The sequence below is a fragment of the Methyloceanibacter sp. genome (assembly GCF_051306395.1).
GTDB lineage: Bacteria > Pseudomonadota > Alphaproteobacteria > Rhizobiales > Methyloligellaceae > Methyloceanibacter.
Genome location: NZ_JBPPND010000111.1, coordinates 1 through 13,159, shown reverse-complemented (window position 1 = coordinate 13,159; position 13,159 = coordinate 1). Strand labels below are relative to the sequence as shown.

15 protein-coding genes and 1 tRNA gene are annotated in these 13,159 nt (G+C 63.7%); 7 read left to right on the top strand and 9 right to left on the bottom strand.

Going from position 1 to position 13,159, the window contains the following annotated elements; translation table 11 throughout:
• Positions 1 to 374 precede the first annotated feature (374 nt).
• From ACSLE4_RS06170 to tesB, 4 genes are all read right to left on the bottom strand, one after another.
• Positions 375 to 536, bottom strand: coding sequence for a hypothetical protein (locus ACSLE4_RS06170; protein ID WP_435903602.1), 162 nt, complete (start codon positions 534 to 536; stop codon positions 375 to 377).
• 232 nt (positions 537 to 768) lie between these two features.
• On the bottom strand, positions 769 to 2,121 hold the full coding sequence (locus ACSLE4_RS06165) for an ammonium transporter (RefSeq protein ID WP_435903601.1): 1,353 nt from the start codon (positions 2,119 to 2,121) through the stop codon (positions 769 to 771).
• 17 nt (positions 2,122 to 2,138) lie between these two features.
• Entirely contained in the window at positions 2,139 to 2,477 is a 339-nt protein-coding gene (locus tag ACSLE4_RS06160) for a P-II family nitrogen regulator (protein WP_435903600.1), read from the bottom strand.
• A 227-nt stretch (positions 2,478 to 2,704) separates the two neighbouring features.
• Positions 2,705 to 3,568 (bottom strand): acyl-CoA thioesterase II, encoded by an 864-nt coding sequence (tesB, locus tag ACSLE4_RS06155; protein WP_435903599.1) that lies wholly within the window; start codon positions 3,566 to 3,568, stop codon positions 2,705 to 2,707.
• A 116-nt stretch (positions 3,569 to 3,684) separates the two neighbouring features.
• On the opposite strand from tesB, the gene ACSLE4_RS06150 reads away from it, so the two are divergent.
• Positions 3,685 to 4,944 (top strand): FAD-dependent monooxygenase, encoded by a 1,260-nt coding sequence (locus tag ACSLE4_RS06150; RefSeq protein WP_435903598.1) that lies wholly within the window; start codon positions 3,685 to 3,687, stop codon positions 4,942 to 4,944.
• A gap of 22 nt (positions 4,945 to 4,966) precedes the next feature.
• Positions 4,967 to 5,830: a tRNA glutamyl-Q(34) synthetase GluQRS gene (gene gluQRS, locus ACSLE4_RS06145; RefSeq protein WP_435903597.1), complete on the top strand. Its 864-nt coding sequence runs from the start codon at positions 4,967 to 4,969 to the stop codon at positions 5,828 to 5,830.
• On the opposite strand, the gene ACSLE4_RS06140 is transcribed toward gluQRS, so the two are convergent.
• The 4 genes from ACSLE4_RS06140 to ACSLE4_RS06125 form a co-directional block, all read right to left on the bottom strand.
• Positions 5,827 to 6,039 (bottom strand): Trm112 family protein, encoded by a 213-nt coding sequence (locus ACSLE4_RS06140; protein ID WP_435903596.1) that lies wholly within the window; start codon positions 6,037 to 6,039, stop codon positions 5,827 to 5,829. The genes gluQRS and ACSLE4_RS06140 overlap by 4 nt on opposite strands.
• The gene (locus ACSLE4_RS06135; RefSeq protein ID WP_435903595.1) at positions 6,036 to 6,713 is read right to left on the bottom strand and encodes an LON peptidase substrate-binding domain-containing protein; all 678 of its coding nucleotides are present in this window, start codon (positions 6,711 to 6,713) and stop codon (positions 6,036 to 6,038) included. The genes ACSLE4_RS06140 and ACSLE4_RS06135 overlap by 4 nt, the downstream gene beginning before the upstream one ends.
• 20 nt (positions 6,714 to 6,733) lie before the next feature.
• Entirely contained in the window at positions 6,734 to 7,648 is a 915-nt protein-coding gene (gene trxA, locus ACSLE4_RS06130) for a thioredoxin (RefSeq protein ID WP_435903594.1), read from the bottom strand.
• Between the two features lie 117 nt (positions 7,649 to 7,765).
• The gene (locus ACSLE4_RS06125) at positions 7,766 to 8,260 is read right to left on the bottom strand and encodes a prolyl-tRNA synthetase associated domain-containing protein (RefSeq protein WP_435903593.1); all 495 of its coding nucleotides are present in this window, start codon (positions 8,258 to 8,260) and stop codon (positions 7,766 to 7,768) included.
• A gap of 163 nt (positions 8,261 to 8,423) precedes the next feature.
• Here ACSLE4_RS06125 and ACSLE4_RS06120 point away from each other — a divergent pair.
• Together ACSLE4_RS06120 and ACSLE4_RS06115 are read left to right on the top strand one after the other, a co-directional pair.
• Positions 8,424 to 8,498: transfer RNA gene (locus ACSLE4_RS06120), tRNA-Gly, on the top strand.
• 10 nt (positions 8,499 to 8,508) lie between these two features.
• Positions 8,509 to 8,688 (top strand): hypothetical protein, encoded by a 180-nt coding sequence (locus tag ACSLE4_RS06115; protein ID WP_435903592.1) that lies wholly within the window; start codon positions 8,509 to 8,511, stop codon positions 8,686 to 8,688.
• 15 nt (positions 8,689 to 8,703) lie between these two features.
• Here the strand turns inward: ACSLE4_RS06115 and ACSLE4_RS06110 are convergent, their stop codons facing one another.
• Complete coding sequence (locus ACSLE4_RS06110; protein ID WP_435903603.1) at positions 8,704 to 10,629, bottom strand: L,D-transpeptidase family protein; 1,926 nt, start codon at positions 10,627 to 10,629, stop codon at positions 8,704 to 8,706.
• Positions 10,630 to 11,065: 436 nt separating this feature from the next.
• On the opposite strand from ACSLE4_RS06110, the gene ACSLE4_RS06105 reads away from it, so the two are divergent.
• The 3 genes from ACSLE4_RS06105 to ACSLE4_RS06095 all read left to right on the top strand — a co-directional run.
• Positions 11,066 to 12,193, top strand: coding sequence for a mechanosensitive ion channel family protein (locus ACSLE4_RS06105; RefSeq protein WP_435903591.1), 1,128 nt, complete (start codon positions 11,066 to 11,068; stop codon positions 12,191 to 12,193).
• A gap of 84 nt (positions 12,194 to 12,277) precedes the next feature.
• Positions 12,278 to 12,889, top strand: coding sequence for a LemA family protein (locus ACSLE4_RS06100; protein ID WP_435903590.1), 612 nt, complete (start codon positions 12,278 to 12,280; stop codon positions 12,887 to 12,889).
• A gap of 36 nt (positions 12,890 to 12,925) precedes the next feature.
• A partial coding sequence (locus ACSLE4_RS06095) for a TPM domain-containing protein (protein ID WP_435903589.1) occupies positions 12,926 to 13,159 on the top strand: 234 nt, incomplete at its 3' end.

Below are 13,159 nucleotides of genomic sequence, written 5' to 3'. Positions count from 1 at the left end.
TTGTTGAGGCTCGGGTCGTGCACCGACCAGGTCGCTAGGCTCACCCACACGGCGCAAGCGCCCGCGATCAGAACGAAGCCATACGTGCCGAAAATCAGCCGGCGCAAGCCGGTCTCCACGGCGCTTGGAAGAAGCCGCCGCTGTGCCTTTGCTCTACCTCTTGCCATCCCTCTAACCCAGTGTGGCGACGATTCGCGCTAAGCCTTCCCGCGCTGTCTCCGCGTCATGCACGAGCGCGGCCCGAATAAAATCTCGGCCGGGGTCGGCCTGGCGGACTTGCGGCTTCGTGAGATAGGCCCCTGGGAGTACTTTGACACCACACCCTTTCCAAAGCGTTGTCGCCGCTGCCTCGCCGCCCCCGAATTCGGCCAGATTCAGCCATAAAAAGACGCTTCCGGGGGCCGGCGATAGCCATAGCGGCCTCCAAGGACCGAATCGGCGATCTCGAAACTGGTTCGGTAGAGCGCCCGTCCGGGTTCCACATGGGCCTCATCGGTCCAGGCGGCCGCCGAGATATGCTGGATGGGGAGTGTCACCTGCGGGCGCGACATTCCGCGGCCGAAGGCCGAACAAAGGCCTGGCAGGCCGGAGCGCTTCGATATGGACGCGGTGTTAGGCCAAGGCGCACCGTGCGGCAATGCCGCACGCGAATGTAAAAGACCCCGGCGCACGATACGCCGGGGTCTAGTTGGAGCTAGAAGTCAAGGGAGGAGGAGACCTAGCTCAAATTCTCCACTGTTCTTGTCCCTCTTTGCTTTGCGCGAAGGTCTATTGGACCACCTCGCCATGCAGGTTGATGTCGAGACCTTCGACTTCGACAGCCTGGCTCACCCTCACCCCGACGAGGATGTTGGTGACGATCAGGATCACGAAGGTCGCGATCCCGCACCAAACCATGGTGGCCACGATGCCCCAGAGCTGGGTGAGGACCTGCCCGGCATTGCCTTCGAGCAAGCCGGCGGTGCCGCCGATCGCCTCGACAGCGAACACGCCCGTCAGCAGGGCGCCGATGATACCCCCAACGCCGTGGATACCCCACACGTCGAGCGAGTCATCGTAGCCCAGGGCCTTCTTCACAGTCGTGGACATGAAGAAGCAGATCAGACCGGCAGCAATACCGATCCAAAGTGCACCAAAGCCATCGACGAAACCGCAATCCGGGGTGATCGCCACGAGACCGGCGATTGCGCCCGAGATGATGCCGAGGATGGACGGCTTCTTGTGGACGATCCATTCGATGAACATCCACGACAGAGCCGCGGCCGCGGTCGCGATTTGCGTCGTGACCATGACCATGCCGGCGCCGGAGCTGGCACCGAGAGCCGAGCCGACGTTGAAGCCGAACCAGCCCACCCACAGAAGCGAAGCACCGATCACGCCATACACAAGATTGTAGGGCGCCATGTTTTCGGAGCCGTAACCAGTGCGTTTACCGAGGAAGAGCGCGCACACAAGACCGGCGACACCGGCGTTGATGTGCACCACCGTACCGCCGGCGAAGTCGAGCACGCCGTCCTCGGACAGGAAGCCGCCGCCCCACACCCAGTGACAGACCGGTGCATAGACGATCAGCCCCCAAAGCACCATGAAGATGCAGACTGCCGAGAACTTCATGCGATCAGCAAAGGCGCCGACGATGAGAGCCGGAGTGATGGCAAAGAAGGTCATCTGGAAGGTGAAGAAAACCGTCTCCGGGATAGTCCCGCTCAGGGTGTCGACAGCGACACCGCTCAGGAACATCTTCGAGAGACCGCCAACGTAGGCGTTGAGCGATCCGCCGTCGGTGAACGCAAGCGAATAGCCGACGACAAACCATACGATCGACATCAAGCAGACGATCGCAAAGCACTGCATCACCACGGACAGAATGTTCTTCTTGCGGACCATGCCGCCGTAGAAGAGCGCGAGGCCCGGGATGGCCATCATCAAGACGAGCACGGTTGATGTCAGCATCCAGGCCGTGTCGCCCGTATCGAGTGTGGCAACCTCTTCGGCTGCTTCCGCAAGAGGCTCTGCACCTTCTGCGGCGGCGTCCTGAGCGAGCGCCGGATCGACGTGGTAGAGCGCTGCAAGTACGAGTGCAGCGACCACGCCGAATAGAAATTTGGCAAGGGTCGTCATCTTAAAATCTCCCCCTCTCACAGTGCTGATTCGTTGGTTTCGCCGGTGCGGATACGCACCGTCTGTTCGACGGGAACGACGAAGATCTTGCCGTCGCCGATTTGCCCGGTCTTCGCCGCGGCCACGATGGCGTCTACGGCTTTGTCGACCACTTTGGCAGGCACCACGACCTCGATCTTGATCTTCGGCAAAAAGTTCACGGCGTACTCCGCGCCGCGATAGATCTCGGTGTGGCCCTTTTGCCTCCCGTATCCTTTGACCTCAGTAACGGTCATTCCTTGCAATCCAAGCTCGGTGAGGGCTTGGCGCACCTCGTCGAGCTTGAATGGCTTGATGATTGCCATCACCAGCTTCATCTGTTTGAGCCCTCCATGATTTACGGCTGTCGGTGTGTTGCCGTCTCAGTTTCAGCCGTGCGAACCTGAAAGCAGAGTCAAGCTACGTGCCAACTCTGCGACAGAGGCCTCAAGTCCTTGGGGTTAGGGATTCTTTTACGATTCGAGCGTGCCGTCTCCCTAGGCCGAGACCGGTTCCGAGGCACATGAATAAGGCAAATCAGAGTGATTGCCCACTTTATAGGCGCTTATTTGGGCTTTCGCTCGCGCACCAGGCCTTCTTGTGCCGTCGAAGCCACCAAACGGCCCTCGCGGGTGAACAGCGTCCCGCGGCAAAACGCCCGCGAGGCGCCGGAGCTGGGGCTGTCTTGGGCATAGAGCAGCCATTCGTCGGCCCGGAAGGGCTCGTGGAACCACACTGCGTGGTCCAGGCTCGCCAGCATCAGGTTGGGGTCGAACACGAAGCGGCCGTGGGCGATCAGCGCCGTGTCCAGGAGCGTGAAGTCCGAGGCGTAGGCGAGCACGCACTGGTGGAGCGCCGGATCGTCCCCGAGCGTGCCTGTTGCCTTGATCCAGACGAGCTGGCTCGGACCCTGCTCGTCGCGCGAGAGATATCGGGAGAGGTCCACAGGCCTGATCTCGATAGGCCGCTCGGCCTGCCAGTAAGCCTTCACCGGCGCCGGCACCCTCTCGATGAGCTTCTCCTTCAGTTCGGCCTCGCTGGGCAGATCCTCCGGCGGCGGCACGTCCGGCATCGCCATCTGGTGCTCCAGACCCTCCTCCTCCTTATGAAAGGAGGCGCCCATCGAAAAGATCGCGTGACCGTGCTGGATGGCCACGACCCGGCGCGTCGAAAAGCTGCCGCCATCGCGGATTCTGTCCACTTCATAGATGATCGGCACCGCCGGATCGCCGGCGCGTAAAAAATAGGCATGGAGCGAATGGGCGGCGCGGCCCTCTACCGTTCGACTGGCCGCCACCAGGGCCTGGCCGATGACCTGCCCGCCAAAAACGCGCTGCCAGCCCACCTGCGGGCTCAAGCCCCGATAGAGATTACGCTCGAGCGGTTCGAGATCGAGAATCGACAGAAGTTCGTCGAGCGCGGCACTCATGGGGGCCTCTCTTGGAAGTCTCAAACTAGGCCGTTTAGCAGTTGGAACCCCCTCGTGAAAGTTGAAGCGCCGCGAGTGGCGCCGCCCGCCACCCTCGCCTATAGGAATGGCCATATATGGGAATTGCTATGGCGCGCTCGCGGAAGGTCAATGATAGGCACGGCATTATTATCGCCGGCGGCGGCTTCGCCGGGGGCGTGCTCGCTCTCGCGTTGGCCGAGTGCGCGCCGGCGGGCTTCCGCGTGGCGCTCGTCGATGCCACGCCGCAAAAGGCAGTTGAGCAAAGAGACGCGAGAGGCTTGGCGCTTTCCGCGGCGGCCAAGTGTCTCCTCGAAGCGATCGGCCTTTGGCCCAGGCTTGCGCCTGACGCGCAGGCTATCGAGTCCATCGAGATCACCGACAGCCCGCTGAACGCGAGCCTGCGGCCGCATTTTCTCGGTTTCGATGAGGAGATGAAAGCGCATGCGCCGGGCGCCTATCTCGTCGAAGCGGGGACGCTTCTCAAGACGATCTCGGAAGCCGTTGCCTCCGACAGCTCCATTGATGTGTTCGCGCCGGACAGCGTCGGAACATATGAGACCGATCCGTTCGGCGTACAGACGCGTCTTAAGAGCGGCACGACATTACGTGCGCCGCTCCTCGTCGCCGCCGACGGGAAGCGCTCAAGCCTCAGAGAGCGGGCCGGCATCAAATGCATCGGCTGGTCCTATCCGCAACGGGGCATTGTCGCCACCGTCGCCCATGAGCGTGCGCATCACGGTCAAGCCGTGCAGCATTTCCTCCCGGCGGGTCCCTTCGCCATACTTCCGCTGAAAGGTAATCGCTCCTCCATCGTGTGGACGGAAGACAAGACGAAGGCCGATACGCTGATGGAAGGAAGCGACGACGCGTTCATCGCGGAGCTCACGCGGCGGTTCGGACACCGACTTGGCCGCATCACGCTCGAAGGTCCGAAGCAGGCCTTTCCGCTCGATTTTCAAATGGCCCGCGCATTTGTCGGCGACCGGCTCGCGCTGATCGGCGACGCCGCGCATGTCGTTCACCCGCTCGCGGGCCAAGGCCTCAATATCGGCCTGCGCGATGTCGCCGCTCTTACGGAGACGATCGTCGACGCGCTACGGCTTGGCCTCGACATCGGCTCCGCCACGACGCTTGAGCGCTATCAACGCTGGCGGCGTTTCGACAGCGCTTTCTCCGGCACGGTGATGGATGGATTGAACCGGCTGTTCTCGAACGACAACGCGCCGCTCCGCGCCATCCGCGATCTTGGGCTTGGCCTTGTCGACCGCGCGCCGGGCCTGAAGCGCTTCCTCGTGCGCGAAGCTGCCGGCGCGACCGGCAACGTCCCGCGTCTGATGAAGGGCGAAGGATTGTAGCCGCGTGGTAGGCGACCGAACGATGCCGGTGAGCTTCGTCACCCGTTTCGCCCCCTCGCCCACGGGACTTCTCCATCTCGGCCACGCCTTTTCCGCGCTGACTGCTTGGAATGCGGCGCAGGCGGCGGACGGGCAATTCCTCTTGCGGATCGAGGACACCGACCGGACGCGGGCGCGCCCCGAGTACGATGCGGCGATCTTTGAGGATCTGGCCTGGCTGGGCCTGTCATGGCCCGAGCCGGTTTGGCGGCAATCGGAACGGGTCGGCATCTACTCAGGCGCGCTGGAGCGCCTTGGCAATCTCGGCCTGACCTACCCCTGCCGTTGCACGCGCGCCGACATCCGTGCCGCGCTTTCGGCGCCGCAGGAGGGCTCCAACAGTACGGTCTATCCCGGCACCTGCCGCGGCCGCTCCATGGCGGAGTGTGCGCCGGGCGACGCGATCCGGCTTGATCTCGGCCGGGCGCTGTCGCTTCTACAGGAGCAGACGCTCACTTGGCGCGAGACCGGCGCCGCCCATGCCGGTACGCATACGCTTGACGGGGAGGCGATGCGGCGGCGGATCGGCGACGTGGTTCTGGGGCGCAAGGACATCGGTGCCGCGGCCTATCACCTGTCGGTGGTGATCGATGACGCGGCGCAAGGCATCACCCATGTCATTCGCGGCGAGGACCTCTTGGAGGCGACGCCGATCCACCGGCTGTTGCAGGCGCTGCTCGATTTGCCGGTGCCGGTCTGGCATCACCACACGCTCATTCGCGACGAAGCGGGCAAGCGGCTCGCCAAGCGCAACGACGCCTGCGCGATTCGGACCTATCGCGAAGCGGGGCAGACGCCCGAGGAGGTCCGGGAGATGATAGGTGTCGGGCGCGTCGACGGCGGCTAGCTCTCGTCGAGCTTGCGGGCTTCCTCGGGCAGCATGATGGGAATGCCGTCGCGAATGGGAAAAGCGAGACCCGCCGCGCGGCTGATCAACTCCTGGCGCTCTGCGTCATAGGCGAGAGATGTCTTGGTCAGCGGACAGACCAAGATCTCGAGAAGCTTGGGATCGACGCGGCGCTCCGCCGTGCCGGTAGTTTTGTCGTCTTGTGTCATTGGATCGATGTTCCCGAGCCGTCGTCACGCGACGCGAGCTCCATTTCGGCCAAAGCCACCAATGCTTCCGCGCGTTCCGGGAGACTTTTCGCCTCGAGTAAGGCTTGCTTCTCCTCGGGCCCATAGGGGCTCAGGATCGCCAGTGTATTCACCAGCCGCTCATTTGTCGCGCTGTTGATGCGTTCCCAGTCGGCGCTGAGACTGTTCGCTTCGAGATAGGAGCGCAGCGTCTCCAAGAGGCGAGGGCGGTCCACCTCGTCCTCACCATGGCCGCTGATGAAGTCGTCCGCATAGGATGAAAAGTCGACCTCCCACATGCGGAACGGCGTGTCGGAAGGAATCTCTTTGCCAAGCGTGAAACGCGCCACGCCCAACAGCGAGATCATCAGGCGGCCTTCGTCGGTCTCGTCGAAGGCGGTGATCCGCCCGGCGCAGCCGACCGCGCGCAAGGGGACATCCTTGCCTTCGGGGGACTCCTCCGAGCTGGTGTCAGGGTCCGGCTGCACAATGCCCATCAGCCGGTGATTGGCGAGCGCGTGTTCGATGAGCGCCAGATAGCGCGGCTCGAACACGTTCAGCGTCAGCGTCGCGCGCGGCAGCAATATCGCCCCACGCAGCGGGAAGACCGGCAGCATGTCCGGCAGATCGTCGGCATTGCGATAGCGATCGGTCACGCCCGCGCTCTCCTTGACGCCTAAGCGAACAGCAAGGACGACAGCTTCTGACGCCCCGCGGCGGTCACCGGATCGGCCGGCCCCCAGGCGTCGAAAAACTGCACAAGCTGCTTGCGCGCCGCGTCGTCGTTCCAGGCGCGGTTCTTGGCGACGAGCGTCAGCAGTTCATCGAGCGCGCTCTGACGATCACCCTTGGCATTGAGTGCGAGCGCGAGATCGAAGCGCGCCTGCGGATCGCCAGGGTTTTCGGCCACCATGGCGCGCAAGCTCTCAACGTCGCCCGTGTCGTCGGCTTTTCGCGCGAGCTCGAGCGCCGCGCGTGCGCTGGCCACGGGCGCGCTCTCGGCCTTGGCCGGCGGCACCAGCGCCAAGGTCTGCTCGGCGCGGTCGAGATCGCCCGTCTTGATGTAGCACTTCGTCAGTCCGCCCAAGGCCTGCATGTTCTCCGCGTCGTTTTGCAGGATCTCGCCGAAGGCTTGCGCCGCCGTGTTGACGTCGCCGGCCTCGAGCGCCGCCTCGGCCGCCTCGATGTCCGCGGCGTCGTCGACGCTCTCCCCGATCAGCCGCGCAATGAAGGCATTGAGCTGCGATTCCGGCAGCGCGCCCATGAAGCCGTCCACTGGCCGCCCGTCCTTGAAGGCGAACACGGCGGGGATCGATTGCACGCCCATCTGCCCCGGGATCTCCGGGTGCTCGTCGATATTGAGCTTCACCAGACCGATGGCGCCCTTGGCGGCGCGCACGACTTTCTCCAGGACGGGGGTCAATTGCTTGCAGGGGCCGCACCACGGCGCCCAGAAGTCGACCAGCACGGGCCGCTCGCCCGAGGCCTCCACGACATCGCGCATGAAGTCCTGGGTGGTGGTGTTCTTGATGAGGTCGGCACCGTGTTCGCCCGTGCCGCCCTCGCCGAGGATCAGGGTCTCTATATTCATGCTCCACTTTCCGCTGGCGGCGCTGAAGTCAGGGTCAGGGGGGCCGCCGCCGCTCTCAGGAGCCAAAGATGGGCCGCGCCGGCCCATTTGGCAACCGTGGCCGAGCCGACAAACGCCTCACCCGAGCGGCAGGATCAGAGGCGCGTGCCCGCAGGCTTTGACAAATTTCAGCAAGTCATCGGTGACGACCCGCGTGGTCGCGCTGTTGACCAGCGGGTGGGCGTTGACCTCGGCAAAATCCAGCAAGGCTTCGTCCACGACCACGGCTGCAAGCGCCTGCGAGTTCTCGTTGATCAGGGCAAAGGCCGTGACCGCGCCCGGCTCGATCCCCAAGATCTCCATCAAGAGCGCCGGCTTGCCGAAGCTGAACCGGCCGAAGCCGAGCCGCTTCGCCAGCCCCTTGAGGTCGACCTTCGTGTCCTCCTTGGCGACGACCAGCACCAGGCGGCCGTCCTTGTCCTTGAGAAAGAGATTCTTGGTGGGGGCGCCCGGGATCGTGCCGCGAAGACTTTGCGACTGCTCCACCGTGAACATCGGCGCGTGCTCCACCGTGGTGGAGGCGATGCCCAGCTCCTCCAGCCGGGCGAACAGCGTGGCGCGCTTGGAATCCATTGCTTTCGGCGTGGGCTTCGGCTAAGGGGGAGCCCCTTGACGGGGCCCGGCGGCGGTCCTCGGGGAACGCAAGCGGGCCGTATAGACAGCCCAGGCGCGATCCACTACAAGGCAAATGACCACCCCGAAACCTGAAATTCAAGGCATACAGGTGGTTTGGAGTGCGGGTGTAGCTCAGGGGTAGAGCACAACCTTGCCAAGGTTGGGGTCGTGGGTTCGAATCCCATCGCCCGCTCCAATTTTCCGACATGAAGCGAGACGTAGCCGAATTCACCGACGATGAAGGCTTGCGTCGGCTCGCTGCGCGCAGTGGGCCGGTGCTTGTGTGGGGCAGTGTCAATGCCGACCCGCAAGGGCGGCTGATCAACTACGATTCGAGCGTGTTCGCCGCGGCGCGCGTCTCGATCGTGATCGATGAAGAAGACTGAAGTGGGTGCAGTGGCTTAGAACGGCCAGGGATTGCGACGCTCGGTGCGCCGCGTATAGGTCGGCGTAGTGACACGACGCCGCGTCGCCGCCCGGCGCTTTTTGACCGGCGCCGGCGAAACGCTCGCCCGCTCGACCTTGGCCGGCTTGCTCGAATCCCACACCAGGAAGTCCGCGCCCTTCGGCAAGGTCGCCGAATTGATGGCGGTGTCGGCCAAGATCATCGAGGAGCCGGGCGTCAGACGCTCAGAGAGGTTCCGGCGAAGCTCGTCCGGGATTTCGATACGGTCGAGCACGGCCGTCGGGTCCTCGCCGTCGTTGAGGTTGATCCCCATCCACTGTGCCTTGGTGGCCCCCTGCTCGAAGTGCATCACGGTGAACACGTGAGTGCCAAGCGGCTCGTCCGGGTTGCGGAAACTGACAGGGACATCGAGAACACTGGCGAACTTCTGACGGACGAAGAGATGGCCTTGCGGCGGCTCTTCCTTGCCTGCCGCCGCGTAGATCTTCTTCTCCACATCGTCGGTGAACGCGCCCGTCTGGGGCAGGTCGTTGGCCTCCTGGAAGGCCTTGATGGCTCTGGCGGTCAGGGTCCCGAACGTACCGTCGAAGTTCTGCGGCTCCAGATAACCCAGGGAAGCCAGCATGTATTGGGCGTCGCGCAGGCCATCCCGATTGGTCCGGCGCGTGATCAAGATGCGCAGCGGTTCGGGAGAGCGCGGCTCGGCGGCCTCGACCGCTGCAGCCGCGGCCCCGGCGACAAGCTTGGCTGCCATGACCGAGGGCTTCTCCGGCGGTAGCGGCGGATGGTCGTTCAAACCCATGATGGCCAGGGAGAGCAACACCGGCTCGACCGCTGGCGGGGTCAAGGCAGAGGCAGAGACCGTCAGAATTGGACCGGCTTTCGGCTCTTCGGTCTGCTGGGGTTCCGGTACGCCCATCGCGACGACAGCCGCGGGCTGCGCCACTGTGCTGGACGCAAGAGAAACGACCTGGCTCAACGGCACCGCCGGCGCGTCGGCCGGAGCGGCAAGGCGGTCCTGTTGCTTCGCGGAATCTTCGGACGCCTCGACCGCGGCGCGTTTGTCCTCAGCGTTGGCCGCGGGCTTAGCGGCGGCGTGTAGGCCCCTGTCCAGCGGGGGGACGGCGTTCGGATCGATCGCGTGCTCGCGGGTGTCTTCGAGCATGGCGACGGCGACCGGATGCTGGGTCGGCGCGGACGCCTCTGCGTGAACCGCAAACGGAGCGGCGATTTTGGTCTCCGAGACCGCTTGGGGCTCGATCGCTTCGGCCTTTGCAAACACCACGGGAAGGCGGGTTTTTGAAGCCGGGACGGCGTCGTTGCTCGACCGGCGCATCGTCGCAGGCGGGATATCTTCCTGCTTCACGAGCGTGGGCGGCGACGGCAGCGGCAAGGGCTGCAACAGCGCGGGATGTTCGACCAGCTGAGGCTTCACCCTGCTGCGCGCGATCACGACCTGCCCGCCGACATCCGTCATGGAGAACAGCTTCGGTGCGAAAGAGTAGGGCAAGCGGATACAGCCGTGGGAGGCCGGGTAACCTGGCACCACGCCCGCATGGAGCGCGGTCCCGGACCAGGTCAGGCGCTGCATCCAAGGCATGGGCGCGCCGTTATAGAGATTAGAGTAGTGACGCCGGCGCTTCTCCAGGATGCTGAACACGCCGGCTTTCGTGGAGTAGCCGCGCTTGCCGGTGGAGACGCTGGTGCTCGTAATGAGCGTCGTGCCCCGGTAGATGTCGGCCTTCTGGTTTCCGAGCGAAACGACGATCGTCATCGGCTGGTTGGCATCGGCCGCCGGCTCCTCGCTGTTCGCGGGCGCAACGGCGGCGGTCGCCGCGAGAGCCGCGGCGCCAACAAAAACGGAAAGTGTGGAAAGAGTCCGCTTAGCAGCGTTCGCCGCCCCGTCCCCCATCATACGCATACGCAGCACCGTACTCGCTCCCCGTCAGAAATCGGTCCCATAGCGAGCCCCCCGAGTCCCCCAAAACGACTCACGAATCACACTAGAAGAGGCCCCAGACTTTGACTAGCAAAGCCTTCAGATTACCTAACGTCCTCCGTGACTTGTGGGATTCTGGTGGACGTTTCGCCGTCATGGAAAAAATCCCGTAACTGCCGGGACTTAGTTGGCGAGAAACACGCGGTCGCGGAAGAGAAGTTAAACCGCGCCACGGACCGAGACTTAAAGAAACTTGGCCGTTGTTTCATTCTCGCAACACTGAAAAGCCTGTTTGCCCGCTTGCTAGGCACGTGCAGGCGAGCGGAGGCGAGACAAGGCGCGATAACTGGCTTCCAAGGGGTGGCCAGGAGAGCCTGAGCCATTAGGTTAGGCCGCCAAGCAACGACACGAAGGCAGCATGACCAGTATCGACAGCGTCACGAAACTTCTCGAGAGCGAGGTTTACGGCAACGGCTTGACCCAGTGGGGCATTGCCGCCGCCCTGAGCGTGACAACGCTAGCCGTGGCCCTTCTGGTGCGGCTCTTCCTGTCGCGCAGCCTTCCGGCGCCGCAGACCGGAAAGGACATGCATTGGCCCGAGGTGCTGCACGAACTCGTCGTCCGCACCTGGACGCTCTTCCTGATCATCGCGGCCGTCTATGCCGGCACCACGCTGCTCGACCTGCCGGGTTCCGTCCATCGGCTGGTCTCATCGGTCTTCACGGTCGCCTTGTTCATCCAGATTGCGCTCTGGGCCGACCGCATCGCCTCGGCCGTTCTCGCCTGGCGGTTGTCGGCATTAAAGAGCAGATCCGCGACCCGCAATGCGCTGGCGCTGATCCAGTTCGTCGTGCGTGTCGCTGTCTGGTCGCTCGCGCTCCTGCTCATCTTCGAGAATATCGGCTTCGATGTCACCGCGCTGGTCGCCGGCCTCGGCGTCGGCGGCATCGCCGTGGCGCTCGCAGCGCAGAGCGTGCTCGGCGATCTGTTCTCCTCTCTCGCCATCGTTCTGGACCGGCCGTTCGAGGTCGGCGACTTCATCGTGTTCGGTGATCAAAGCGGCACCGTCGAGAAGATCGGCATCAAGACCACACGCATCCGCGCGTTGTCCGGCGAGCAGATTGCGGTCTCCAACAGCGACCTCGTCAAGACTTGCGTTCACAACTTCAAGCGTATGCAGGAGCGGCGCGTCGTGCTTGTGCTCGGCGTCACCTACGACACGCCCGCCGACAAGCTCGAACGCATTCCGGAGATGGTGAAGACCATTGTCGAGGCGCGGGAAGGGGTCCGTTTTGACAGGTCACACTTTCGCAGCTTTGGCGGTTCGGCCCTGGAGGTCGAGGTGGTCTACTGGGTGCTGAGCGGTGACTACACGGACTACATGGACTGCCAGCAGGCCATCAACTTCGCGATTTTCCGCGCCTTCGAGGAGTACGGCATCGAGTTCGCCTTCCCGTCGCAGACGCTTTACGTGCCAAGCCTCGAGAGCGCGCTCGACGCCATGGCGAGCGGCGGGAAGAATGAGGCTCCTTTGGCGCAGAGCTAGCCCGAACCCCAACGTGGAAAGCGCTTGCCACCGCCCCGGGCTGTCAATACACGGGTCTGCGGTTCGCGCTTCAAGGAGGACGACATGCTGGCAGTCGCGCGTGTTTGGGCTGAACCGACCGGTCGGGCTGGACTCCTCATGCTTGCGAGCCTCGTTCTGTCCGGCTGCGGCATCAATCAAATCCCCACCCTCGACGAGCGGGCAAAAGCGGCTTGGAGCGAGGTGCTGAATCAGTATCAACGCCGTGCCGATCTCATTCCCAATCTCGTCGAGACCGTGAAGGGCTTCGCCGAGCAGGAGAGCAAGGTGCTCACCGAGGTGATCGAGGCCCGCGCCAAGGCGACCCAGGTGCAGATCCCACCGGATATCCTCACCAATAAAGCGGCGTTCGACAAATTCCAGGAGGCGCAGAACAATCTCTCCGGTGCGCTCGGTCGTTTGCTCGTCGTCGTCGAGCGCTATCCCGACCTGAAGTCGAACCAGAACTTCCTCGCGCTTCAGTCACAGCTCGAAGGCACCGAGAATCGCATCGCCATTTCCCGGCGCGATTACATCGTCGCGGTGAAGGACTACAACACCGAGCTCCGCACCATCCCCGGACGCTGGTGGCGCGCGCTGCTCTATCCCGACTCGGATCCGATGCAGAACTTCTCCGTCTCGGAGGAGACGACGCAGGTGCCGAAGGTCGAGTTCTAGCGCCTGACGGACCGATGACCGGCAAGCGAGGGCTTCATGGCCGCAATAACGCCGCGCTCCATGATTTTGCGCGCAGCCTTGCTCGTCATTGCGCTGGGCTTTGCATTTCTTCCGGCGTCCGCTGAGCCCACTTTTCCCGTGCTTGCTGGACGCGTTGTGGACGACGCGAACTTGCTGAGCCCGGAAGACGAGCAGGCCCTCACTGCGGAGCTGAAACAGCTCGAGGAGAAAAGCTCGGACCAGCTCGTGGTCGTCACGCTGCCCTCGCTG

Bases quoted from the DNA above. Each gene is read 5' to 3' on its own strand.
- tesB (WP_435903599.1), bottom strand. From the start codon at position 3,568: ATGAGTGCCGCGCTCGACGAACTTCTGTCGATTCTCGATCTCGAACCG.
- ACSLE4_RS06105 (WP_435903591.1), top strand. From the start codon at position 11,066: ATGACCAGTATCGACAGCGTCACGAAACTTCTCGAGAGCGAGGTTTAC.
- ACSLE4_RS06165 (WP_435903601.1), bottom strand. From the start codon at position 2,121: ATGACGACCCTTGCCAAATTTCTATTCGGCGTGGTCGCTGCACTCGTA.
- ACSLE4_RS06140 (WP_435903596.1), bottom strand. From the start codon at position 6,039: ATGACACAAGACGACAAAACTACCGGCACGGCGGAGCGCCGCGTCGAT.
- ACSLE4_RS06115 (WP_435903592.1), top strand. From the start codon at position 8,509: ATGAAGCGAGACGTAGCCGAATTCACCGACGATGAAGGCTTGCGTCGG.
- ACSLE4_RS06100 (WP_435903590.1), top strand. From the start codon at position 12,278: ATGCTGGCAGTCGCGCGTGTTTGGGCTGAACCGACCGGTCGGGCTGGA.
- trxA (WP_435903594.1), bottom strand. From the start codon at position 7,648: ATGAATATAGAGACCCTGATCCTCGGCGAGGGCGGCACGGGCGAACAC.
- ACSLE4_RS06160 (WP_435903600.1), bottom strand. From the start codon at position 2,477: ATGAAGCTGGTGATGGCAATCATCAAGCCATTCAAGCTCGACGAGGTG.
- gluQRS (WP_435903597.1), top strand. From the start codon at position 4,967: ATGCCGGTGAGCTTCGTCACCCGTTTCGCCCCCTCGCCCACGGGACTT.
- ACSLE4_RS06110 (WP_435903603.1), bottom strand. From the start codon at position 10,629: ATGCGTATGATGGGGGACGGGGCGGCGAACGCTGCTAAGCGGACTCTT.
- ACSLE4_RS06125 (WP_435903593.1), bottom strand. From the start codon at position 8,260: ATGGATTCCAAGCGCGCCACGCTGTTCGCCCGGCTGGAGGAGCTGGGC.
- ACSLE4_RS06150 (WP_435903598.1), top strand. From the start codon at position 3,685: ATGGGAATTGCTATGGCGCGCTCGCGGAAGGTCAATGATAGGCACGGC.